Source organism: Mesorhizobium sp. P2_D1, from assembly GCF_056404455.1.
Map to the genome: position 1 here is coordinate 1 of NZ_JBFUDZ010000074.1, position 22,037 is coordinate 22,037.

At 59.5% G+C, this 22,037-nt stretch carries 20 protein-coding genes; 17 read left to right on the forward strand and 3 right to left on the reverse strand.

All coding sequences use genetic code 11. The features are described 5' to 3' along the window. Together AC1D0I_RS29800 and AC1D0I_RS29805 are read right to left on the reverse strand one after the other, a co-directional pair. Positions 1 to 438, reverse strand: a 438-nt coding sequence (locus AC1D0I_RS29800; protein WP_477399608.1) for a polysaccharide biosynthesis/export family protein, incomplete at its 3' end; no start/stop codon positions are given. Positions 439 to 1,046: 608 nt separating this feature from the next. Beyond that, entirely contained in the window at positions 1,047 to 1,250 is a 204-nt protein-coding gene (locus AC1D0I_RS29805; protein WP_477399610.1) for a hypothetical protein, read from the reverse strand. A gap of 495 nt (positions 1,251 to 1,745) precedes the next feature. Here AC1D0I_RS29805 and AC1D0I_RS29810 point away from each other — a divergent pair, with 495 nt between their 5' ends. Beyond that, positions 1,746 to 1,913, forward strand: a complete 168-nt coding sequence (locus AC1D0I_RS29810; protein ID WP_167392245.1) for a hypothetical protein — start codon at positions 1,746 to 1,748, stop codon at positions 1,911 to 1,913. A gap of 688 nt (positions 1,914 to 2,601) precedes the next feature. Here AC1D0I_RS29810 and AC1D0I_RS29815 read toward each other — a convergent pair. Then, positions 2,602 to 4,317, reverse strand: coding sequence for a hypothetical protein (locus AC1D0I_RS29815; protein WP_477399612.1), 1,716 nt, complete (start codon positions 4,315 to 4,317; stop codon positions 2,602 to 2,604). Between the two features lie 125 nt (positions 4,318 to 4,442). Here AC1D0I_RS29815 and AC1D0I_RS29820 point away from each other — a divergent pair, with 125 nt between their 5' ends. From AC1D0I_RS29820 to AC1D0I_RS29895, 16 genes are all read left to right on the forward strand, one after another. Further along, positions 4,443 to 4,751: a hypothetical protein gene (locus AC1D0I_RS29820; protein ID WP_095089195.1), complete on the forward strand. Its 309-nt coding sequence runs from the start codon at positions 4,443 to 4,445 to the stop codon at positions 4,749 to 4,751. 129 nt (positions 4,752 to 4,880) lie between these two features. Further along, positions 4,881 to 5,681: a hypothetical protein gene (locus AC1D0I_RS29825; RefSeq protein WP_477399614.1), complete on the forward strand. Its 801-nt coding sequence runs from the start codon at positions 4,881 to 4,883 to the stop codon at positions 5,679 to 5,681. A gap of 589 nt (positions 5,682 to 6,270) precedes the next feature. Beyond that, a complete protein-coding gene (locus AC1D0I_RS29830; protein WP_477399616.1) occupies positions 6,271 to 6,792 on the forward strand; it encodes a hypothetical protein in 522 nt (173 codons plus the stop codon). 405 nt (positions 6,793 to 7,197) lie between these two features. Further along, the gene (locus AC1D0I_RS29835; RefSeq protein WP_477399617.1) at positions 7,198 to 7,653 is read left to right on the forward strand and encodes a hypothetical protein; all 456 of its coding nucleotides are present in this window, start codon (positions 7,198 to 7,200) and stop codon (positions 7,651 to 7,653) included. Positions 7,654 to 7,961: 308 nt separating this feature from the next. Further along, positions 7,962 to 8,930 (forward strand): ABC transporter substrate-binding protein, encoded by a 969-nt coding sequence (locus tag AC1D0I_RS29840; protein WP_095089183.1) that lies wholly within the window; start codon positions 7,962 to 7,964, stop codon positions 8,928 to 8,930. A gap of 14 nt (positions 8,931 to 8,944) precedes the next feature. Next, the gene (locus AC1D0I_RS29845; protein ID WP_477399619.1) at positions 8,945 to 9,658 is read left to right on the forward strand and encodes a L,D-transpeptidase; all 714 of its coding nucleotides are present in this window, start codon (positions 8,945 to 8,947) and stop codon (positions 9,656 to 9,658) included. Between the two features lie 133 nt (positions 9,659 to 9,791). After that, positions 9,792 to 10,010 carry a hypothetical protein gene (locus tag AC1D0I_RS29850; protein WP_245331217.1) on the forward strand — a complete coding sequence of 73 codons (219 nt, stop codon included), beginning with the start codon at positions 9,792 to 9,794 and terminating at the stop codon, positions 10,008 to 10,010. Positions 10,011 to 10,468: 458 nt separating this feature from the next. Next, the gene (locus AC1D0I_RS29855) at positions 10,469 to 11,974 is read left to right on the forward strand and encodes an arylsulfatase B (RefSeq protein WP_477399621.1); all 1,506 of its coding nucleotides are present in this window, start codon (positions 10,469 to 10,471) and stop codon (positions 11,972 to 11,974) included. A gap of 279 nt (positions 11,975 to 12,253) precedes the next feature. After that, positions 12,254 to 12,709: a hypothetical protein gene (locus tag AC1D0I_RS29860; RefSeq protein WP_457154948.1), complete on the forward strand. Its 456-nt coding sequence runs from the start codon at positions 12,254 to 12,256 to the stop codon at positions 12,707 to 12,709. Next, positions 12,702 to 13,934, forward strand: a complete 1,233-nt coding sequence (locus AC1D0I_RS29865) for an HlyD family secretion protein (RefSeq protein WP_477399623.1) — start codon at positions 12,702 to 12,704, stop codon at positions 13,932 to 13,934. Before AC1D0I_RS29860 ends, AC1D0I_RS29865 begins: the two co-directional genes overlap by 8 nt. 302 nt (positions 13,935 to 14,236) lie before the next feature. Beyond that, on the forward strand, positions 14,237 to 15,634 hold the full coding sequence (locus AC1D0I_RS29870; protein WP_477399624.1) for a DUF3300 domain-containing protein: 1,398 nt from the start codon (positions 14,237 to 14,239) through the stop codon (positions 15,632 to 15,634). Between the two features lie 23 nt (positions 15,635 to 15,657). Beyond that, complete coding sequence (locus AC1D0I_RS29875; RefSeq protein ID WP_457155350.1) at positions 15,658 to 16,614, forward strand: DUF2950 domain-containing protein; 957 nt, start codon at positions 15,658 to 15,660, stop codon at positions 16,612 to 16,614. Between the two features lie 146 nt (positions 16,615 to 16,760). Continuing rightward, positions 16,761 to 17,024: a hypothetical protein gene (locus AC1D0I_RS29880; RefSeq protein WP_477399629.1), complete on the forward strand. Its 264-nt coding sequence runs from the start codon at positions 16,761 to 16,763 to the stop codon at positions 17,022 to 17,024. A 320-nt stretch (positions 17,025 to 17,344) separates the two neighbouring features. Next, the gene (locus AC1D0I_RS29885; protein WP_477228451.1) at positions 17,345 to 18,610 is read left to right on the forward strand and encodes an alpha/beta hydrolase; all 1,266 of its coding nucleotides are present in this window, start codon (positions 17,345 to 17,347) and stop codon (positions 18,608 to 18,610) included. A gap of 153 nt (positions 18,611 to 18,763) precedes the next feature. Continuing rightward, on the forward strand, positions 18,764 to 19,777 hold the full coding sequence (locus tag AC1D0I_RS29890; protein WP_457154178.1) for an Lnb N-terminal periplasmic domain-containing protein: 1,014 nt from the start codon (positions 18,764 to 18,766) through the stop codon (positions 19,775 to 19,777). 490 nt (positions 19,778 to 20,267) lie between these two features. Then, the coding region (locus AC1D0I_RS29895) for a mechanosensitive ion channel domain-containing protein (protein ID WP_477399626.1) at positions 20,268 to 22,037 on the forward strand (1,770 nt) is incomplete at its 3' end.

The following is a 22,037-nucleotide window of genomic DNA, read 5'->3' on the forward strand; positions in this document are numbered from 1 at the left end:
CTGCACGGTCATGACGGGACGGGTGTCGAAACCACTTCTGGCCTGTAAGCGATCGGTAATCAGCCTTGCCAATTCACTCTCACGCAGACCCGCAGCCGGAACGTGCCCAATCCCCGGAAGATCCAGCGTCCCGGTTGCACCGATCGTAAAAGCACCGTTGAGCTCCACGCCCTCCGTGATGCCGCCACGCAAGGCATCCCACCCCGAGACCTTTAGCTCGACAGTGTCTTGAGGGGCGAGCCTGTCGTCAGTCTCCGATTGACTCTTTGCTGGGGCGCCAAATAGCAGGATCAGGCAGACCGGGATAAGGCTTATCGCAGCGCCGCGTGACCTCTTGCGGGAGTTATCAAACAACGCCGCCACGGCCGGGAATCGTCGGATACCACCGGAGAGTGCAGGGCTGTGGCAATCCGCGTTGGATGTCTGGACATGATCCATGACTGGACCTCCATGACTCACCGACCACGCGCCGCGCAAAGCTCACGACGCGCAGACAAAGCTCACGGCGTGAGCCTACCAAAGTCGATCAGCAGTGGTGAGTACCAAATAGAGCGTAAGCTGCATCGCCCAATTGAGTAAGGGGCGCATCTGTACCAGGTTCGGCAGCCAACTGCTCTGCGCTCCGACCTTCGATATCGCGTTCAACGACCGTTGCATTCGCCAAAGACACCAGAGAAGGCCCCCTCTATTTGCTCGTCACGGTATTTCGGCGGCCGATACCGTTGGCGTAGGCGCGGCCCGAGGATGTTGCCATCATCGAGGCGGCACTGAAATGGCTCGCGCGAAACCACGAATGAACTCAGCCGCTGCGCGAGCCACTCCCTGTGAGTTGCGCCCGAATACGCACGCTCTGTCTCGGCTCCTTGAGAGCGCCAATCAGTCTACCGGTTGGTTGGCCTTATGCGGATTTGTAGGCTCTTATCGCAGAGATAGCTGCGACTCGCGGCGTCGCCTTGGTGATGGACGGGAGGTCTGGCCAATTCGCGCCCTGGTGAACGCCAACCCCGCTTTCGGCCCAAGGCGGTCGTGTCGCAGTGCTGGCAGGCCTATTGAGCCCTCTGTTTCTTGGCTTGTGCGGCGATAGCGCAGAGGAAGGCCAATGCGGCAGCGTCGCATGCCGTCCGCGACGGCCCTTTGGCGAAAAGCATGGCATCCGCAATTGGGATCGTCAGGCCGTACTTTTGGGCGAAAGAGGCGATTTCGTACGGCTGATCGTCAGATGGATGGCGGATGTCGAATTCGAAACCCATGCCTACTTCCTCCCCGTTCGCGACCTTCCACTCCTTGGCTGGATGCAAAAATTAAACTACCGATGCATCGCGCGAGTCCAGCAATTGGAAATTGTGTAAAACGATACATTTTGCAGTCGCGCCAACATCTCGTTGTGGCCGTCCACTGGCCACTTCCGCTTTCGCTCCGTTCGCAGTCTTCCCGGCTTGCCAGCGCAATCGAGATCAGGGTGCGCCAGCACCGGGATCATTGCGCTCGAACTCCCGCTCCGTGATGACGTCGTGGCTGCATTTTCGCCGTCATCAAGCGGAAAGCCGGTCGTTTTTTGCGCGAAGCCCGCACACCGCGAGAGCGGGCCTTTAGGGCCGGCGAAACGAGGACTTAAGTCTTAATTGCGCGACATCTAATATAATATAGACTTATCAGCGCGGGGGATTTTCCCGCTATTGCAGTGGCCGGTGCGGCGCGCTTCACCCAAGCATCCACCGCACCGGCCATTACCGAAGGCCGGAAGGATGACCGACAAGCCGGTGCCGACCTATGTTGTGAGCGTGTTCGAGAAACCTCACTGGCGCACAGTCCTGTCAACGAAGGACAAGGAGAAGGCCTTCGCTTTGGCCAAGGAAATCGGGGACAAGGTGCGAATTGAAGAGATTGCGCCGAAGGTCAAGAAGGGACGCTGACGGTCTACCCAAGGCCACCCTGATGGAAGCCCGAAACCCGATCGATGAAAAGCCCGCCACGGGAGCGACCCGCGGCGGGCTTTCGGAGTGGCTACATCCCTAAGGAATCGACCGCTTGTAGTTGTATTGTGAACTGCATGATCGCGTTAGCCTATGGTGTGATCGCGGAAGCCTTGGGCTTAAGCGATATAGCGGGTGATCAACCGCTGACGGTCAGTCGGCATTTCGGCCGTGGCAGGCAGAAAGCCGTGGATCTTGTCAGCCATGATGCCCCCCCTGAAAACACTCCTCGAAACGTGCCCTAACCGCATGGTGGGCGTCAATAGAGGCATGTCTGGAGGAACACGCGTGCGCTTGGCTGCAGGGCCATGAGGCAATCCCAGCGTGGGTGCGGCAAGCCACAGAACTGGCTTGACGGAACATTAGAGGTCGCTAACGGTTGGTGGTTGCGGCAGATGATGTCTCACCCACATCCTGCCGAAGATCGGGACTCCATCGCCTGGTCGGCCCGCGCTCTCCGCCAGAGGCGCGGGTTTTGACTGATCAGGGGGAGAGATGACTTATGAGCCGGCCACAAGCTACATCGCGAGCCAGGCGTGGCAGGTGTTGATCTAAGGCCGCATTGCGCCACTAGCGGGCATTCCGACTGCATGAGTTGCCGTACTTGCCAACATCACAGAATTTGCCCTCAATCCGCCACGTTGAAGCCGGCCTTCCGCAGTGAACGGACGAAAATCTCGACGTCTTGCGAACGGGCCAGGCGCATCGCAACCACGTGGCGCATGTTCTTCGTCCAAGCCGGTTGATTTTGCTCCAGCCAGTCACGCTCGCGATCAGCCTCGATCTTGTAACCTCCTTCGCTCAGAACGGCAGCCGCAACAATATGATAGATCGGGTTCGATCGGACGGGCGATTTCTTGATCCACATAACCGCCTGCGAATAATCGCCGCTGAAATAAGAGCAAAGAGCCAGATCCACCTCATAGTAGCCCAACGAGCGTGGATTTTTTTGGCGCGCCTCCGTTATCAACGCGCAGCCGTCATGCCAATTTCCGGAGACCGCCAGGCGCTGTCCGTATTCGCCCATGAACTCGGTATCGTTGGGATTGATCGCCAAACCCCGTTTGCCCACTCCCAATGCCAGGTTTATTTCCTTGCTGAAATAGAGCGCAAGCATTTCTCCCTGAAGCCCTCTTACGTTGAGAGGGTCGACTTCCACCGCCTGCCTTGCGGCTGCCAGCGCGCGCTCAAGCACGGCGGCGGACGATGTGGCGTCGGTGGGAAACTCGAAGCGATAGTCATCGATGTAGACAAGCGAAAGAAGACCCCAGGCGGTGGCGTAATTCGGGAAGCGCCGTACGGCCTTCTCGAGGCATGCACGCACGGATGCACGGGTGTCGGGGCTGAGCTCGACCCGATATGCATAGAAAGACAGCGTGCAGGAATATGCGGCCCAATCTTCGGGCGGATTGTCGACGTGGAGATTGGCGTCCGCCTGGAAGATGACGCCATAGGTTTGAGCCAAGCTCGTCGACACATTCCGCGCGATGTCTGCCTGAGCTCCGACAAGGTCCGCGACTTTCATCCGCCCATTATAACTGTCTGCCCACAGAACCGAACCGTCGGGTCGGTTGATCAATCTCACTCGAAGCAGAAAGGTATCGACCGACAGGCTGACACTTCCGGCGAGGACAAATCGTGGTGGCGAGGTCGACGCATCGCCGTCGTTAGGCGCCGACTCCATGACCACAATATCCTTGAACTTCGAAAGCTGGCTGACAATCTCTTGCTTCAATCCGCTCGCAATGGCTGCCGCCGCGGCGGTGCCGGTCAGATCTTCAAACGGCTCAACAAGCACACGGGGCGTTTCCGGCGCGCTTGACCTGACAGACACCCACGACCACGCCAATACCGATGCTCCAGCCGCAAGAATGGCTGCAAGCACTGCCGGGAGCAGGAACGCAATCCGCCCGACCGGAGAGTGGGTGATTGATCGAGAAACTATGGGCACCCGCGGCTGCGCCAACGAAGCCGGCGAACGAAGCGAGAAGATAGGAACATAACCACCCTTGGGAATCGTGATCAGGATTGGGTCTGTATGTCCGGCTGTCAGATAGTATCGCTCGAGCGCACGCCTGAGGTGGCCTGCCTCGATGCGAACGATCGGATCCGTCTGCGGGTCGAACGCCTCGCCGCGACCAAACACTTCCACGGCGATCGAATAGGCCTTGATACGGTCGCCTCGTCCCGACAAAGCCTCTTCCACCACATGGCTGAGGAAGCGGCGCTCGCGGCTGGTGGCATCGAAGTCCGCACTGTCGAGGATAAGGGCAAGTTGGGCGCGACAAGCCTCTACAGGGGGCTCGTGCTCCCTTGGTGCCGGCGTTTCCGCCTGGATCGCCATGTCCTCACTTGATCCCTTGCAACCGCCGGTTTTTGTTGTCGCTCGGTTACATGCTTATCCACGTAACTTACCTCCCGCTGCCCTTTCTTTGCAATACGATCGCGTCAGGTCGATGAACTGGCGTCATGAGCACAAGAGACGGATCGTCTGACAGGCACCGAGCGGTCTCGGCGGCAGTGCGCCGATACCCCCAGTTTGAATTGACGATCCATCGGCTGATGGACCGAAGCGAGAGTTTTCGCGATATTTGCGAGGAACTCGCGGATGCAGAGTTAGCGCTTTCGAAGGTCGATCAGGCCCCGCCGGCATTGCGCGAGGCCAGACGAGCCGAATGGCAAGAATTGATAGATCGCCTGGTTGGAGAGGTAGGAGCAGCAGTGCTGAATACCGATGCCGCCCGCAAATCGGGTATCAACCCGTGGCCGGCACGGTGAACAGCCATGAATCGCCATGCCGACAGCGCGGGAAGCATGCCGATGGACGGTCTTCGCACCCGTCAGGCACTCTCGTTCTCCCAAGCAACAAATCCGCAAACGACGGACACCTCAGGAGGGGACCCTGACATGATGACCTTCTATCGGACACAAGCCCTGGGTTGGGCTGTCCTTTCCTCCCTTTGGCTCGCCCATCCTGCCGGCGCCGCGGATGCGGTCTCACCCATGACGCCGGAGCTGAAGCCAGTCGTGACCGAACAGGGCTGGACGTTCTCCGTCGCGCCGTATTTCTGGGCGGCCGGGATGTCGGGAGACGTGGCGCAGTTTGGCCTGCCCACTGTCGAGGTCGACTCGAGTTTCAGCGACATCCTGAAGAATCTCGACTTCGCGGCCATGGCCGTCGCCGAGGCTCGCTACGACCGCTACAGCATTTTCGGCGACCTCATGTATGTGAAACTGTCGGGAGAAAGCGGCACGCCGAGAGGCGTCGTCGCCAACAGTGTCGAAGTCTCGTCGCAGACCTTTTCAGGGCTGGTCGGCGCTGGCTATTCGATCGTCCAGAGTGACGCCGGACGTCTCGATTTCGTCGGCGCCATGAGGGTCTGGTCCGTAAACACGGACCTGAACTTCCATGGCGGCATCCTTGACGGCGTATCCGGCAGCGACGGAGCGACCTGGGTGGACGGCCTGGTTGGCGTTCGCGCGAACTACTCGCTCACGCCTGAAGTCTATCTGACGGGTTGGGGCATGATTGGTGCAGGCGGCGCCAATGTCGACTGGGATGTCGCCGCCGCACTGGGCTACCGGTTCAACGAGCGGTTTTCGGCGGTCGCCGGCTACCGCGCGCTCGGCGTCAACTACCGCAATGACGGCTTCGTCTTCGATGTCGTCCAGCAAGGACCCATCATGGGACTGGTCATGCGTTTCTAGATTCGACAACAGGGAGGAAGAGATGACAACAAGATTCCGCAACTGCGCCGTCCTGGCCTTGGCTTTGGCCACTTTCGTACAGGTTGATGCGGTCTCCGTGGTCACACAGGGATCGATTTCATCTCAAGCGCTGGCCCGCGTTGGCCATCCTCTTACGCCCGGCAGTGCGGCGGGCGTCGCGCGGCGCACAACCCGGCGAACCATCCGCAGAACCAGCGTCTACGTAGCCAGTCTACCGGCCGGTTGCGTCAAGACTTCGGTCAACGGGACGACAATCTGGCATTGCGGCGCGAAATATTATCAGCACACGGGGTCGAGGTACGTGGTCGTCCTCGTTAACTGATCGGGCGCGGACAGCCACAGGCCAGGCCTGACCGATAACAGGTCGGTCCTAGCGACACCATCGTCCAAGCAACGACCGGTCGCGGTCGTGCGCCTCTACGACGCGCCCCGCGGTTCTAAGCGACGGGGCGGAAGGGAGATCGAACTGGTGAAATGACTTCCGAGCAACGCCCAGGAAGGGCACGGCAGTCACGATCCACAAAACGGACATTCATGAGCAAGAACGCAAACAAGGGAAGGTAATACTATGCGAATCTTCACGACACTCATCGCGGCAGTAGCACTTTCGTCTGCGACGGCGGCATACGCACAAACACAAAATCCGCTTCCCAAGGCCAGCGATGTGCTTGTCCGATACGGGGACGACGTCGAGGGCTGGACGATCTATACGAATCAAACGCGTGGAGATTGCTTGATCGTGCGCCAAGATGGGCCAAGTTCAGTACAAATGGGCGTTACCGCAAATCAGGAGGTCGGGTATCTTGGCGTGTTCACGAAGGTGGATATCGGTCTTAAGAACGGTACCAAGTCGGACATCTTCGTCTCCATCGACGGCCATCTCTATAAGGGTGTGGCCACCAGCACGAGTGGCGAACTCAAGGGCGGATATTCTGGCGGCTACATCTTGACCGACGATCCGAAGTTCAAGCGCGACGTGGCGAAGAAATATAAGATGACCGTATTTCCGGAAACCAAGGGGGCCTTTGTCGTCGATCTGAAGGGGACGTTCAAAGCAATGGCAGTGGGCCGGAAATGCCTGAAGCACTGACCGCCCGCCAGGCAAAATTCCCACCCATCTCGGCCATTGGCTGCTGCCAGCAGACACAGTCTTAACGCAGAACGCCAGGTTTCGAGATCGCCGCGGCCGGGGGCGGCCGCTCCCCGGTCCATCGGCCGGCGGGGGTGGGGGATCGCCTTGTGGGCCCCTTTCAGGCGCGCCCGAACGACACCCCTCGTTCGCAGTTCGGGACCACTATGGAAACGTCCGGGACATCGAGAGATCGAGCGACCACTGCCGTCCCGATGGAATTCCGGAATTAGCCGGCGGTCAAACGTTCGGAGCCGCTTCAGGCAATTTGCAGGTGTCTGGAACAAATTTGCATCGACGACGTTTCGTATCGCTAATGACGACGTTTCGCACACGGTAAACATTGCCACCAGCGAGGACGCGATCATGAGAGTCCCGTCAGGCATAGCGACCTCCCTCGTCGCAACTTTTGTACTTGCGAGTTCTGCTCCAGTTGATGCCGCGCCGGTCTTCGTGCCCAGGGCACAAAGCGCTCAGTCCGATGTCATCCAAATTCGGGACGGCTGGTACAGGGGTTATCGCGGCTACCGCCACTACCACCGGCACAACGACTTCTTGGCCCCGGGCGGCGCATTTGTCGCCGGCGCGCTGCTCGGCAGCATGATTGCCAACAGCAACGGCTACTACGGCGGGTACTACGGAGGCGGTGACTATTACGGGGGTCCGTACTACGGCGATCCGTATTATGTCGATCGGTATGATGTCGATCCGTACTATGGCGATCCATATTACCACGACCGATACTACGGCGATGGGTATCACTCAGACAGATACTATCGCCGATGTTCGCCCAGGGAAGCCGATTCCGGCAATTGTTACTAGCGATCGGTCGTCATGGGCAGGGCGCCGCCCTTCGACTGATTTCCATGTGATCGGCACAGTTTAAGATTAAGCCGCCGATGCGAGCCGTTTGAACGGCCTCGTAGTCAAAAAGTTACCCCGCCCTCCACGTAACTTACGTTCCGCTCCCGGCTCCATCCGGTAGTCTCGGGACAACACGAACCAATGAACGGGATGGAAAGCCGGCTGGCAGACAAAAGCGGTTCCGGCTGTGGTGTGCCGGTTGCGTGGCGGATCGGGAGTCCTCTCGCTGCCGCTGCCGTTCATGTCAGGTCCGCGGGGAGGGAAAAATGGACAGTCGATTTCGGCGACATCTGCTGAAAGTGTCGCTGGCGGCACTGACGATGCTGGCGGTGCATGGCCGGTCCCTTGCGGCTGACCTCCTCATTGCAATGCCGAACTGGCCATCCGGCCAGGCCGCGGCCAATATCATCAAGTACGGATTGAAGGAAAAACTCAATCTGGACGCCGACGTGCGCGAGATGGGCTCCATGACCGCATTCGCCGGGATGGATACCGGGGAGGTCGACGTCTATCCGGAAGTCTGGCTTCCCAATCTCGATGCACTCGTCAAGAAATACGTCGACGGGCGCAAGACCGTGGACCTCAGTCCCAGGGGTGTGTCGGCTACGCAGGGCATCTGCGTGACGCGCGAGACGGCTGACAAATATGGCGTCAAGGACATTTCAGATCTGGCCGATCCCAAAAAAGCGGCCGTGTTCGACACCGACGGCGACGGCAAGGGCGAAATGTGGATTGGCGCGTTGGGCTGGTCGTCGACGAGCATCGAGAAGATCCGGGCCAAGAGCTACGGCTATGAAAAAACGATGACGCTCCTTCAGATGCCGGAAGACATGGCAATGGCCGCAGTCGATGCGGCCGCGGCAACGGGGCAACCGATGGCATTCTACTGCTACAGTCCGCACCATATGTTCAAGCTCCATGATATCGTCCAGTTGACCGAACCGAAATACGATCCGGCCAAGTGGCACATCGTGATGCCGAGCGACGACCCTGACTGGCTTACAAAATCTGAGGCGCCGGTGGCGTGGGACGCATCCCATTTCTACATCGGGTTTGCCTCATCGATGGCCAAGCGCCTGCCGAAAGTGGCGGCCTTCCTCTCTCATGTCGACTTCAGCTCAGACGAGGTCACCGAAATGAGCTACGCATTGCAGGTCGATCGGCAAGATCCCGCCAAGTACGCGCAGGCCTGGGTTGCAAAGCATCAAGACCGGCTTAGCGCCTGGTCGAAGTAGAGGCAGGGACGACCATGACCTTTTCGCTCGCAAACCGGTCCGTCACTTCGAAAAGCAATGATCGCAGATTGGCTGGCCGCTGCCTCGTTCTCGGCGCCGCGCTTGTCATGACCGCGATCGTCGCGACACTGGCGTATGCCGCTCAGACGCAGGTGTTCGATCCGCAGACACATAAGTGGGTCGACTACGACAAGAAGAAAGCGCGAAAATACTACGCAGCCCACAAGGAGGTGCCCGAGGCATTTCGCCCGCAGATGGTCCAATTCCGCACCGCTGAGGTGCCCGGTACGATCATCATCGATGGCAACAAGCATTTTCTCTATCTTGTGCAGCCGGGTCAGCAGGCCATGCGCTACGGCATCGGCGTCGGCCGGGAAGGCTTTGGATGGGCCGGTATCGTGCGCGTCGGCCGCATGGCGGAATGGCCGACCTGGACGCCCCCGGTCGAAATGGTCGCTCGGGATCCGAACGCGGTCAAATATGCGGCAGGCATGCCGGGAGGTCCCGACAATCCGCTCGGCGCCAGGGCACTCTATCTCTACGAGGGCGATCAGGACACGATCTACCGGATACACGGCACGCCGGAGCCCTGGACGATCGGGCTCGACGTGTCATCAGGGTGCATCCGGATGCGGAACGACGACATCACCGACTTGGCGTCCCGCGTCAAGGTCGGAGCCAAGGTCATCGTTCTGATGCAGGGGGCGGCCCTTTACAAGGGCGTTTGAAGCGGCATTCGGAGAGGGCCAAGCAATGTCGGAAAAACGTGCAGTGAGAAGATCGATCCTGGTTGTAGCTCTTGGATTCATTACGCAGAGCTTGAGCGCTTGCGTCAGCACGCCGCCGCCTGCTCCGGAGCAGATGTCGAGGACGCAGGTTGAGACGGCTCCGGCGGATCTGCAGCTTCTTTGCGCCAACGCGGTCGCCAAGTCGAGCGGCGTCAACAGCGCCAAGATACTTCCGATCTCCTCGAGCAAGATCGATTCCAAAACTTATCAGGTCGAGCTCGATGCCGGCGGCAAGAAGACAAGCTGCCTCGTGGACACCGACGGCAACGTGAAATCTGTTGAGCCGGTTTGATTGCCTTTAGTCGAATTCGAATGTCTGAGTTCAGGTGCGGGCCACCGTTTTCCCCTCGACGTTCGGGAGGTCATGTCGCGGCGCCAGCTTTCCTGCCCACGCCCAGTCGGTCGATGATCAGCATTCAACTGTGCGGCGTGGTCCCCCGCGCCGGCGGTTTCGCGCGACCCRTCACGATCTTGCGCCAAATGGATAGCTGCACATTATATTAGACGCAGCTTATGATTAAGTCCCGCGAGATCGATGCCCACGCAGGGCTGGTGGGGACTATGGATAGAGAAGACCTAATCGGACAAGCGCGCTTAGGACATCCAACGGCCTGTCGGGGCTATGCTGCAGTGTGGCGCGTCCTGACCGCTGCCCTGCCGCTTTGGGTACCGGGGAAATGATCGGCGCCAGCATATTTGGCGCGCAGGGTTTTGAACGCATGATTTGGTTTAGCAGAGCAGGGGCAAAACATGAGCAACGATCGAGACTTCCCGGCTGAAGCCGGCATCAGCAACAAAATCACGCGGCGAGACGCATTGATGGCCGGCACGGCGGTTGCGGCGTCGCGACTGGCTACACCGGTTGGCCTGTCGGGCGTGCTCGCCGGGCTTGCCGGGGTTCAGCCTGCGGCCGCCCAGCCGGCGCTCCCCAACATCGTCTATGTCGTCGCTGACGACATGGGCTGGGGGGATGCCGGCTTCAACGGTTCCGATATCAAGACGCCGAACCTCGACAAGCTCGCCGAGGGCGGCGCTCGCTTCGACCAGTTCTACGCCCTGCCTATGTGCACGCCAACGCGCGCGGCATTAATGACCGGCCGCTATCCTCTGCGATACGGACTACAGACGGGCGTCATACCGGCAGCGGGCACCTACGGGCTTCCGGTCGACGAGTACCTCTTGCCGCAGGTTCTGAAAGACGCCGGCTACAAGACGGCCATGGTCGGCAAATGGCATCTCGGCCATGCCAAGCCAGAATTCTGGCCGCGGCAGCGCGGGTTCGACTATTTCTACGGCGCGCTGGTCGGAGAGATCGACCACTTCAAGCATTCCTCCCACGGCGTGAAGGACTGGTATCGCAACAACAAGCCGCTCAACGAAACCGGCTTCGACAACACGCTGTTCGGCAACGAGGCCGTGCGAGTTGTCGAGCGCCACGAGGGCAAGAGCCCGCTATTCCTCTACCTGGCCTTCACCGCGCCGCACACGCCCTTCCAGGCGCCGCAGGAGTATCTCGACCGCGTCAAGGGCAACGCAGACGAGAACCGGCGCAAATATGCAGCGATGATCTCGGTGATGGACGACGGCGTCGGCAAGGTGGTTGCGGCGCTCGAAAAGAAAGGCATGCGCGACAACACCATCATCGTCTTCCACAGCGACAATGGTGGCGTGAAAGACTCGCTGTTTGCTGGCGATTCGAAAGTCGGGGGCACACTGCCCGCCAGCAACGGACCTTATCGTGGCGGCAAGGGCACACTCTACGAGGGTGGCACCAGGGTCGCCGCCTTCGCCAACTGGCCGGGCAAGATCAAGCCGGGCGTTGTCGACGGCATGGTCCACGTTACGGACATGTATCCCACGCTTGCCGCCGTCGCCGAAGCCAAGCTGGAGAAGAACAAGCCACTGGACGGCATGAATGTCTGGGACGCCCTGAGCGAAGGAAAGCCGTCTCCCCGCGCCGAAGTGGTCTACAACGTCGATCCTCTGGCCGGAGCCGTTCGCAAAGGCGACTGGAAGCTTGTGTGGAAGGCCTCRCTGCCGCCGAAGGCGGAGCTTTTCAACCTCGCCGACGACAAATCCGAAGCTCACGATCTCGCCGCCGCGAACCCGGACAGGATGAAGGAGCTGCAAGGGCGCATCGTCGAACTGGCAGGCGAGATGGCCCCGCCGCAACTGCTTATGGAAGCAGTGCGGCTGACCTTCTTCGCGCCACCGGTAACGGCCGATCCATCGACACTGCTCAGCTTGGGGGACTGACGGCGGGTCTCCGGCAGCACGGCACGCGGGGCTCACCTGGTTACGCTGACCGCCGCCACGATCCGCGGCGTGGCAGTAGGCGTTGTCGGCGTGGCAGTGATCCAGGCGCTGCTCGTCGGTGCGCGAGATTGCGACCGAAGACGGAACCGTGCTGTTTCGCTCAACAACTACTGAAATTTCAAACTGACCCACTACCCGTTCCTCCAAACCATCGACAGGCAATCTGGAGAATGGTACCTTGGCTGGGCTGGCCGTGAGAGTCTTTGTGGGAGAGCCGAAATGGCGGACACGATACATCCTGCGGCGATCGAGCATTTGCCGATCTTCGTCACTGCGCCCGGCCAGACCGATTGGCTGTTCAATGTGGTCGTCGTCCTGATTTTGGCAATGATCCTCATCATCGGCAATCTGTACTTTCAACTCCATGCCCTTCCGGAACGAATGGCGCATGGATCGAAAAAAGTGCAAATGGAGATTGTGGCTGTCCTTTGTCTGATCTCGCTTTTCACCCACAATCATCTTTTCTGGATCGCGGGTCTGTTGCTGGCGTTCATCGAGCTGCCGGATTTCAAGACGCCGATGTCTTCAATTGCACGCTCGCTCGAGAAACTGTCCGGACGTGATCCCGCCGCCGAGGAGCGGGCGGAGGAGCAGGGGGAAGAGCAGGCGATGGTGCAGCCTGGTCCCGAGCAGAAAATCGACACCGCGCGCATGGATGCTCTGAGCCATGTTTGAGCTAATTCTCTGTTCGTTGCTCACCGTCTTTCCGGACTATCTTTTCCGCCGTTATGTGCAAGGCAAGCGTATCGGGCGCGAGATCAACCTCTATACGATGTGGTACGAGTTGCGCTGGGGCATCACGGCGTGCCTGGTGCTGACCGTTTCGTTGATCACCCTCATTTTTTACTATCATCCTTCGACGACAAACGTCTCGGCGATATTCCGCACTGTTACCATCCTTCCCCAAACCACCGGCCGTGTTGCCGAGGTGTTCGTTGACGTTGGCATAAATGCAAAGGTCAAGGCTGGTGATCCGCTCTTTCGGCTTGACAGTTCCGAGCAGGAAGCCGCGCTCGAGACAGCAAAGCGCCAAATAGCCGAAGCCGACGCCGAGGCCACGGTGGCGCAAACGGACCTTGCAGCGGCGGATGGGCTCATCCAGCAGGCGCAAAGCGCCTACCAGCAGGCCCTGGACGAACTGGAAATGAAGCAGCAGCTGGTGAAAAAGGACGTCGTTTCGATTCGGGAGGTCGAGCGGCTGCAAAACGCCGTGGATGGTCGCAAGGGTGGTCTTGATGCCGCCGTCGCAAGCAAGCGGACCATCGAAACGAAGATCAGCTCGCTGCTGCCCGCCCAGAAGGCCAGTGCGGAGGCAGCACTTGCGCAGGCACAGGTCGAACTGGATAAAACCCTGGTTCGGGCCGGCGTCGCCGGAACCGTCCAGCAGTTCACGCTTCGGCCCGGCGATGTCGTAAACGCAATGGTGCGGCCCGCCGGCATCCTGGTCCCGGAAGACGCCGGACGTGGCGCCCTAATTGCCGGCTTTGGCCAGATCGAGGCGCAGGTGATGAAAGAGGGGATGATCGCCGAGGCCACATGCGTCGGCAAGCCATTTACGATCCTTCCCATGGTCGTGACCCAGGTACAGGATGTCATCGCTGCCGGACAAATCCGGCCGACAGATCAGCTTGTCGACGTTCAACAGCTTTCGAAGGGTGGGACGCTCACCGTCTTCCTCGAGCCGCTCTTCCCGGGGGAGCTCGACGGCCTGCCGCCGGGCAGCAGCTGCATCGCAAACGCATACACCAACAATCACGACGCGCTCGCGGCAAAAGACATCGGCACGCTCAATTGGGTGTTCCTGCATGTGGTGGACACCGTAGCTATCGTGCATGCCATGATCCTTCGAATTCAGGCATTGTTGCTGCCCGTCCAGACTCTCGTGCTGGGTGGCCACTGAAGGATTGTTCGAGCAGACCGTGACGAGCGCGCTGCCGATTGCAATCGATCTGATCTTATCAAAGGCTTGGCTTTGCTTGGCCTCTGCCCTCTTTGCGCCAAGCGGCACCGCTCCGCAGGCTCGCGCCCCGATGCGCTAACCAGCGAGGTTCACAAGTGAAGGGTCGCACACGTAGCATACAGTTACTTACATTGCCCCTCGGCAGGTAATGCGCCAACATAACGCCAAGGCATGATCACTCGCCCGGACTCGGCGACAGAACATCGCTGACAACCAGGTTCACATACCTTGGAGGGACGGCAATGGAGATCAAGTTTCCGCGTTGGCCTGTTGGGACTGTGGCCATACTGACGTTCTTGATCTGCTCGGGTCCGCCCTCTTTCGCGATTGCTCAGGATCAAGCCGCCGCTACAGCCAGCGCAGCGGCTACCCCGGCGCCCGAACCGCTCGACGAGGATGAACTCGAAGTTCTGGTAGCGCGAATAGCGCTCTATCCCGATGAACTTGTCGCGGTGATTTCCGAAGCGTCGCTTTATCCATTGCAGATCGTGGAAGCGAACCGGTTTTTGGATCAGGTCGCCAAGAAGCCAGGCCTGAAACCGAAGGAGAGCTGGGACGGAAGCGTCATCTCACTGCTCAACTATCCCGACATCGTCAAAATGATGAACGACGATCTGGAGTGGACCCARGCGCTTGGCGACGCACTGACGTATCAGCAAAAAGACGTTCTGGTCGCCATTCAGCAGTTGCGCGACACGGCTGTCGCCAAAGGCGTGATCAAGTCGGATGACAAGATCAAGGTTGTCGAGGAGAACGACAATGTCGTCATCCAGTCCGCGAGCGCAGACACGATCTACGTTCCACGGTATGAGCCGCAAATGCTCTATACCACCGACTATCCGGTCGCTCCGATCTCCTATTATCCAGACTCCTACCCAAGTTATTATTACCCCACTGCGCCCTATTTCGCGGCCTTCGTGACAGGCGCCGTCTGGGCAGCGGCAGTGGATTGGGATGACTGGGGTGTGTCAGGAGGCCGCTGGAACGGCAACGATATCGATTTCGACTGCAACGATTGCTTCAACAACAGAAACGGCAAGGTCAATTTCAACGACGTCGACTGGAAAAACGTCGACCGTTCGAAAATAAATTTCGACAAGAACCAATTCGCCAACATCGACAAATCGAAGATCAGCAATCGGGTCAAGTCCGACGATCGCAACAATATGCGCAACAAGGCGTCCGATCTAAAAAGGGACCGAGCGAGCACGCTTGCCGGAAAGTCCGGCAAGGTGAAGGACGTCCGCCAACGCGAAATCAGAGAGGGCTTGAAAAACCGCCCCCCGGCGTCGAGGCAGGATTTCAAAAAGCCAACCAACAACAATCAGATTGCCGGGGCACGAAAGAATGATCGCCCTGCAGCCAAGGCGTCAGGGAGGATCGATCGCCCGGTTGGCAAGCCGAGGCCGGCAGCGAGAGTGGACAACAGGCCGAGGAATCCTTCGGGTCTTGGYAACGTCAGCTCCGGAAAACGTCAGCAAATTTCCTCCAACCGCGGTGCGAGGAGCATGGGAGGTGGAATTCGTAGCGGCGGCGGTGGCGGCAACAAAATGATCAGGCACGGCGGTGGCAGRCAGGGCGGCGGCGGGCGCGGCGGCGGCGGGCGCGGCGGTGGCGGGCGCGGCGGTGGCCGGCGTTAATAAATTTGGCGAGGAGAACCGACATGAAAACGTCCGTCCGGAGTCTTGTTCTACGTTCGCTGCTCGGGGCCGGAATGATCTTGAGCATTGGCGCGGGTTCCGCAAATTTTGCCAGCGCGCAGGAGGTGCACAGCCTCGAGGATTACGTGGCCAAAAAAGGTCCGCCGCTTTTCGATGATCCCTCGGCGGCTGTGGACGCGTTCAAGTCAGTCCTGGCAAAGGATGATTTCGATGGACTGGCCGTACTGCTTGGGCTGGATGCCGCAAAGCTGAGGACAAGTGAAGGCGTGATGGATACCTACACGCAGATCCGGCAAGGCGCTGCGAAGACGGTGATAGTGCGTGATCTTGGCGACCGCAAGGAACTCGACATTGGCGACAAGCTATGGACGCTGCCATTCCCCATCGCCAAGGGCAAGGACGGCAAGTGGGCTTTCGATACCCAGGCTGGCATCGAAGAGATCATCAACCGGCGCGTCGGGGAAAATGAGATCACGGCGATCGAAACGGTTCGCGCCTATGTGGAAGCTCAGCGTGACTACGCTTCAGAGGACCGCGACGGCGATGGCGTGCTGGAATACGCCCAGAAGCTGATCAGCAGCGAGGGCCGAGCCGACGGGCTATATTGGCCGTCCGACGAGACCAATGGCGTCAGTCCGGCAGGCGATTTCATCAACCAGGCGGCTCTCGACAAGGCGAAGAAAGGCAATGGCTATTTTGGGTATCGCTTCCGCATCCTGACCGGCCAAGGCGCGAATATCGCCGGTGGCGCCTACAACTATATCATCAACGGCAACATGATCGCGGGTTTCGGGCTGGTGGCCTGGCCTGTGAAATATGCCGAAACGGGCGTCAAAACCTTTGTGGTCAATCAGCAAGGTATCGTCTACGAGGCCGATCTAGGCCCGAAGACGGAGGCTTTGGCCGGCGCGATAAAGCAATTCAATCCCGACGACAAATGGCAGGTGACAGGTGACTAGCCCGGTTCGGAAACGGTGATCCCATCGCCAATGCCAACCTCGTCGGCAGAGGCGCCTTCATGATCAACCCGGATGGGTGGTTCACGACCCTAGTGACACAGCAGTTCAAATATTGCCCGCCACTAAATCGGCCGATCAAGTGCGACGTGTTGACGTCGTTCGCCGCCGTCATTGCTGTTCTTGCCGTGGGTGGTTCGGCTTTGGCAGCCAGCGTGGTTAACAAGGACAGCAAGATCCGAACGTTCATCGTGACGGAAGGCGGTAGCAAGACGAAGCTTGCACTGCATGCCGGCGAGACCGTGGAATTCTGCCCGAACGGCTGTTTCGTCACCTGGCCCAATGGTGACCTCGAGGCCCTGACCGGGTCGGAAACGATCGAGATTTCGGGTGGCGTCGCCCGCATCAAGTAAAGTCGGCGGCATGGCTTGCAGCGGCCGGGTACTCGACGACCTCTTCGTTGAATGCCTCGCTGTTTAGTTAGTAGCGGACCGGCGGCGCGCAGCCAGGCGAAATGTTGAGACGCGGGGCCTAGCAGTTGCGCAAAAGAACGGATTCCGGTACTTGGTTGGTGGTGTGGAGCAGCGTGCCGATCGGATCTTGGGTGCCACTGTCGAGGCAATCATTGTCAACTGACTTCGATTGGCAACAAGCAGTATCCGAGGCGGCTTGTTGACGTTGCACACGTGAGGGGGACGTTTTGGAAGCCGGCTTTGCAGGCGAGTTCAAATTCATGTGTATCCCCCGTGCGTTGCTGGCATTCGCACTGATCGGCCTGTCTGGCGGTTGCGCATCTCGTCCAACGAATGTGTTGTTGCCCGTAGCCGATACATCTCCGGCATCCAGCAAGGTGGAGATGCTGGTGACGACGACCCGCGCGCGCTCCACCAATCCGGCCGAGATGTATACGGGCGAACGCGGGATAGCTCCTTCATTCGCGGACGTTACGGTGTCGATCCCACCAGCGTCGGTGCGCAAGGTCGGCGAGGTCGCCTGGCCCAAGAAGCTGCCCTCAAACCCGGCAACCGATTTCGCGGTGGTGAAAGCCGAAGAGTTAACACGGGATGGCGCGAAGGAATGGCTGCACGCCACTGTCAGGAAGAGCCCGGACCACAGCGTGCTGGTATTCGTCCATGGCTTCAACAACCGCTTCGAAGACTCCCTTTATCGCTTTGCGCAGATCGCTCACGACACAGGCACCGACAGCGCTCCGATCCTGGTCACATGGCCTTCCCGAGGCAGTACGCTGGCCTATGGCTACGATCGCGAAAGCACGAATTACACGCGAGATGCGCTCGAGACGCTGTTCCAATACCTCGCTCGCGATCCTGAAGTGAAAGAGGTTTCGATCCTCGCCCATTCGATGGGCAACTGGCTTGCGTTGGAATCCTTGCGCCAGATGGCCATCCGCAATGGCGGACTGCCGGCGAAGTTCAAGAACGTCATGCTGGCCGCGCCTGACGTCGATGTCGACGTGTTTCGCACACAGATTGCCGACATGGGCAAACAGCACCCCCAGTTCACCCTCTTTGTCTCGCAGGATGACCGGGCGCTCGCATTTTCGCGACGGGTCTGGGGCAACATCCCCCGGCTCGGCTCTATCAATCCGGAAGAGGCTCCATACAAGGAAGAACTTTCAAGCAACAATGTAACCGTCATCGACCTGACGAAGGTCAAGTCCGGAGACAGTTTGAATCACGGCAAGTTCGCCTCGTCTCCGCAGATCGTCCAGTTGATTGGAGCGCGGATGGCTGCTGGCCAGACCCTGACAGACAGCAGGGTGGGCCTTGGCGACACGATCGTGCAAGCGACGACCGGCGCGGCGGCTGCGGCTGGCAGTGCTGCAGGGTTGGTGATTTCGGCACCCGTTGCAGTGGTCGATCAGAACACCAGAGAAAACTACGGCAACGAGGTCGAGAATTTGACCGGCTCTCGAAGGACACAGGCCAACAAGGGCTGTACTTTGCCAGCGACCTCCACGAAAGGTTGTAAGAAGTAATTGTTCCAGGCTAGGGCCGGCAACAAAGCTTTATGGATGCTCCATCTCGAAGTTGGTTCCAGCGCCCGTGAGAATGGCATTCGGACGGCAGCAAGCGACTCCGGCCGCCCCTGAAGAGACGCCTCTGTTGGTACCGTAGGGCTGGAAGGGGGAATGATGCGTCGCATCGCTCAAATCTCGTTCGCCATTATCTTGTCGCTCGCCATTGCCGCCGTAGCTGCCTGGGCCGGATTTGCCATGTGGTATCGCCTGCCTGCGGGAGAGCTCGGCCGGGCTGCGGCCTGCGCCCTTTTCATCTTGTTCGGCCTCGGCACGATCATCGCGCTGTTCAGCCGTTTTCGCTTCCGGGCGCTCGTCCTGTTTCTCGCCGCGTTTGCTGCGGTTCTGGTCTGGTGGAGCACCATCAAGCCTTTGGGCGACGCCGACTGGGCGCCCGATGTCGCCCGTCAGGTAACCGGGACGCGCGATGGAAACCTGTTAACCCTGAAAGACGTGCGTGATTTCGAATGGCGCAGCGACACCGATTTCACCGAACGTTGGACAACCCGAACCTACGACCTTTCCACGGTTCAGACCGCCGACCTCTTCATGTCCTATTGGGCTGGACCGAAAATGGCCCATGTCATCATGAGCTTTGGCTTCTCGGGTGGTGAATATCTTGCTTGGTCCATTGAGGTGCGGCGCCGTGTAGGTGGCGAGTTTTCGCCCATAGCGGATCTGTTCAAGAGCAATCCCTTGGTTATTATCGCGGCCGACGAGCGAGACGTGGTCGGTGTCAGGTCAAATGTTCGGGGAGAGGACGTCCAGATCTATCGCCTGAAAGCATCGCCTGACGCGGCCCGGACGCTTCTGCTGGAATACGTCTCGGACGCAAATGCGCTTTCCACGAAGCCTGCATTCTACAATTCGATCACGACGAACTGCACGACGACGATCGTCAAGATGATGCGAGCAGTCGGCGACGTGGTTCCATTCGACTGGCGGCTCATTGTTAACGGCTATCTTCCTGATTATGCGTACGACCGCGGTGCGCTCGATACCCGCTTGCCATTGTCGACCTTGCGGGAGGTGGCCCACATAGACGACCGTGCGCGGAAGTCGGGCCTTTCACCGGATTTTTCGAGATTGATCCGGGTTGGTGTGCCGTCTCCAGGCCTTGGCAGTTGATCTGGGAAGGGGCTCGCAGGTGGGCAAGCTGGTCGAGCGGCGCAGTTGTTATTTTGCATCGCCGAAGACGTGAGCCATTCAGCGCTTCCTCGCGGCGCTGCCTCTCAGTCAGCGATGGAATGTCGCCCAAACTTCTCTCAACACGCCCGCTCCGCTACGATGAAACACACCCGTCGAATGGGCCATTGTCGTTTGCATACTTGCTTACGGCGAGGCGTCAAATCGAGAGCTGAATGAGATGTTGGTTTTCTAAGAATCGAGCCAGAAGAAAGCCACTGTAAACGCCTGATAGACATCTCCAATCAGGCCTATCTCATAGGCGCGGTCGTTGCGCTCTGGGGCGACAAGTTCAGTGCGCTCGGACCCCGCGCGCGGGCAACAGGTCCGGACAGAAAAGAAGCTTGAATTGTGCGACGGTCGGGTGCTGGATAGCGAGACAGCGGCCTTGACTGCCGGAACTGGCTTCCGAGGCGCTGAAGAGGGGGAAATCGTGGACAAGACAGCGGATACGGACGTTACTTCGTTGATCTCGGGCTTCGAACAGCTCGCCGATCGTTTCGTCTCCGGACTGTTCGCGCGGGTTTCCGCTTTGGGCAACGTCCCCGTCGAGCTTGAAAACCTGAGGGCCTCGCTTGCAGCCGGGGGAACATCTCTTCTTGGGCTCCTGTTCGAGATTGTGTTGGTCGTTGCGCTCGTCGCCGGCGTGTACATCCTGCTTGCCCGGCGGTTCGCGAAGGCGAGTGCGACAAGCAGTGCATCGCGCAGATTCTTCGCGGGCGTGGCGGCTATTGTAGTGGCGCTGGTGATCGGCTTCATTGCTGCGCGGCTGCTGGCCGGTTCTGGCGTGCCTTTGCAAACCCTTCACCTTTGGACGGTGGTGACCGTGCTCGGCTTCGTCATTCTCGCCGCCGTCAGATCACTGTTGATGGCATCGCGGCGATCCGAGTTCGCGCAGGAGCGCTCCGCCCATCTGGCAGCGCTCGTGCGCGACCTCTCGCTTGCCATTGGCTTGGCGATCATCGGCACCACGCTGATCGCGACGTTGCGGCTCTGGACCGTCGGGCCGGCCTTGGGGGATCTGCTGCGAACAGGCTTCGCAATTCCGATCTACGTTCTGTTTGCATGGGCCGTATGGCGGCACAGACGCACAATGGCAGTCGCCGTCGCCGGTCCGCGCCCCAGAAGCCGCTGGCGCACCCGTCTCGCCAAAGTGTGGCCGGCAATCGTGATCGCGTTCCTGATAATCACCTTTCTCACCACTCAGGCCGCGCTGACCATGGGAGCATCGCTTCGTGGGTCGGCCGTTCTGCTGACCGGGTTGATATTTCTCGCCGCACCACATCTCGACGCAATGATCGGGAACTGGGCGCAACGCGGATTGGAGTCTCCTGACATCTCGATCTTGGCAGCGGCAGGCCGACAGACCGCCCGCTTCACCGTTGTGGCTATCATGATTGCCATGCTGGGAACGCTGTGGGCGACACCGCTGGCTGCCGGGTTCGGCATAGATCTGCGAGAGGTCGTCAAGGGCGCATCCGGTGTGGCGCTGATCATGTTGGTGGCGGCGTTTCTGTGGAACGTGGTCGGCGCAGTGTCGGTTCGCGCCTTGCGCGCGGAGTTGCCCGCCGCAGGTGATGACGAGGAGGCGCTGGGTGCGCCGCGTTCACGGCTGGGCACGCTGGTGCCGCTGATCAGCGCGGTCGGCAAATCGAGCATTGTGGCCTTGGCGCTGCTCTCGATCCTGGTGTCGATCGGGGTCAATGTCTGGCCGCTGATCGCCGGCTTGAGCGTGTTCGGGCTGGCCATCGGCTTCGGCTCGCAGACGCTGGTGAAGGACCTGGTCTCCGGGCTGTTTTTCCTGATCGACGATGCATTCCGCTTCGGCGAATATATCGAAACGTCGGGCGCCAAGGGGACCGTGGAAAAAATCTCGGTCCGGTCAGTTTCCCTGCGCCATCAGCGCGGTGCCTTGGCGACAATCCCCTATGGCGAGATTGGCAAGATTCAGAATTTCAGCCGCGACTGGATGATCGAGAAACTGACCTTTCGCGTTGCATTCGACACCGATGTCGAAAAAGTCCGCAAGATTTTCAAGAAGATCGGCCAGGATATGTCAGCCAACCCGGAACTTGCCGCAGATATGCTCGAGCCGTTCAAGAGCCAAGGAATTGGCGAAGTCGAGGACGGCACGCTGGTCATCCGGGCCAAATTCAAGGCGAAAGCGGGCAGACACTTCATGATCCGCCGCGCCGCTTTGATC

Coding starts and splice junctions, on each gene's coding strand:
- AC1D0I_RS29865 (WP_477399623.1), top strand. CDS start 12,702: ATGTTTGAGCTAATTCTCTGTTCGTTGCTCACCGTCTTTCCGGACTAT.
- AC1D0I_RS29825 (WP_477399614.1), top strand. CDS start 4,881: ATGATGACCTTCTATCGGACACAAGCCCTGGGTTGGGCTGTCCTTTCC.
- AC1D0I_RS29805 (WP_477399610.1), bottom strand. CDS start 1,250: ATGGGTTTCGAATTCGACATCCGCCATCCATCTGACGATCAGCCGTAC.
- AC1D0I_RS29820 (WP_095089195.1), top strand. CDS start 4,443: ATGAGCACAAGAGACGGATCGTCTGACAGGCACCGAGCGGTCTCGGCG.
- AC1D0I_RS29850 (WP_245331217.1), top strand. CDS start 9,792: ATGTCGAGGACGCAGGTTGAGACGGCTCCGGCGGATCTGCAGCTTCTT.
- AC1D0I_RS29845 (WP_477399619.1), top strand. CDS start 8,945: ATGACCTTTTCGCTCGCAAACCGGTCCGTCACTTCGAAAAGCAATGAT.
- AC1D0I_RS29860 (WP_457154948.1), top strand. CDS start 12,254: ATGGCGGACACGATACATCCTGCGGCGATCGAGCATTTGCCGATCTTC.
- AC1D0I_RS29835 (WP_477399617.1), top strand. CDS start 7,198: ATGAGAGTCCCGTCAGGCATAGCGACCTCCCTCGTCGCAACTTTTGTA.
- AC1D0I_RS29815 (WP_477399612.1), bottom strand. CDS start 4,317: ATGGCGATCCAGGCGGAAACGCCGGCACCAAGGGAGCACGAGCCCCCT.
- AC1D0I_RS29875 (WP_457155350.1), top strand. CDS start 15,658: ATGAAAACGTCCGTCCGGAGTCTTGTTCTACGTTCGCTGCTCGGGGCC.
- AC1D0I_RS29830 (WP_477399616.1), top strand. CDS start 6,271: ATGCGAATCTTCACGACACTCATCGCGGCAGTAGCACTTTCGTCTGCG.
- AC1D0I_RS29885 (WP_477228451.1), top strand. CDS start 17,345: ATGTGTATCCCCCGTGCGTTGCTGGCATTCGCACTGATCGGCCTGTCT.
- AC1D0I_RS29810 (WP_167392245.1), top strand. CDS start 1,746: ATGACCGACAAGCCGGTGCCGACCTATGTTGTGAGCGTGTTCGAGAAA.
- AC1D0I_RS29890 (WP_457154178.1), top strand. CDS start 18,764: ATGATGCGTCGCATCGCTCAAATCTCGTTCGCCATTATCTTGTCGCTC.
- AC1D0I_RS29840 (WP_095089183.1), top strand. CDS start 7,962: ATGGACAGTCGATTTCGGCGACATCTGCTGAAAGTGTCGCTGGCGGCA.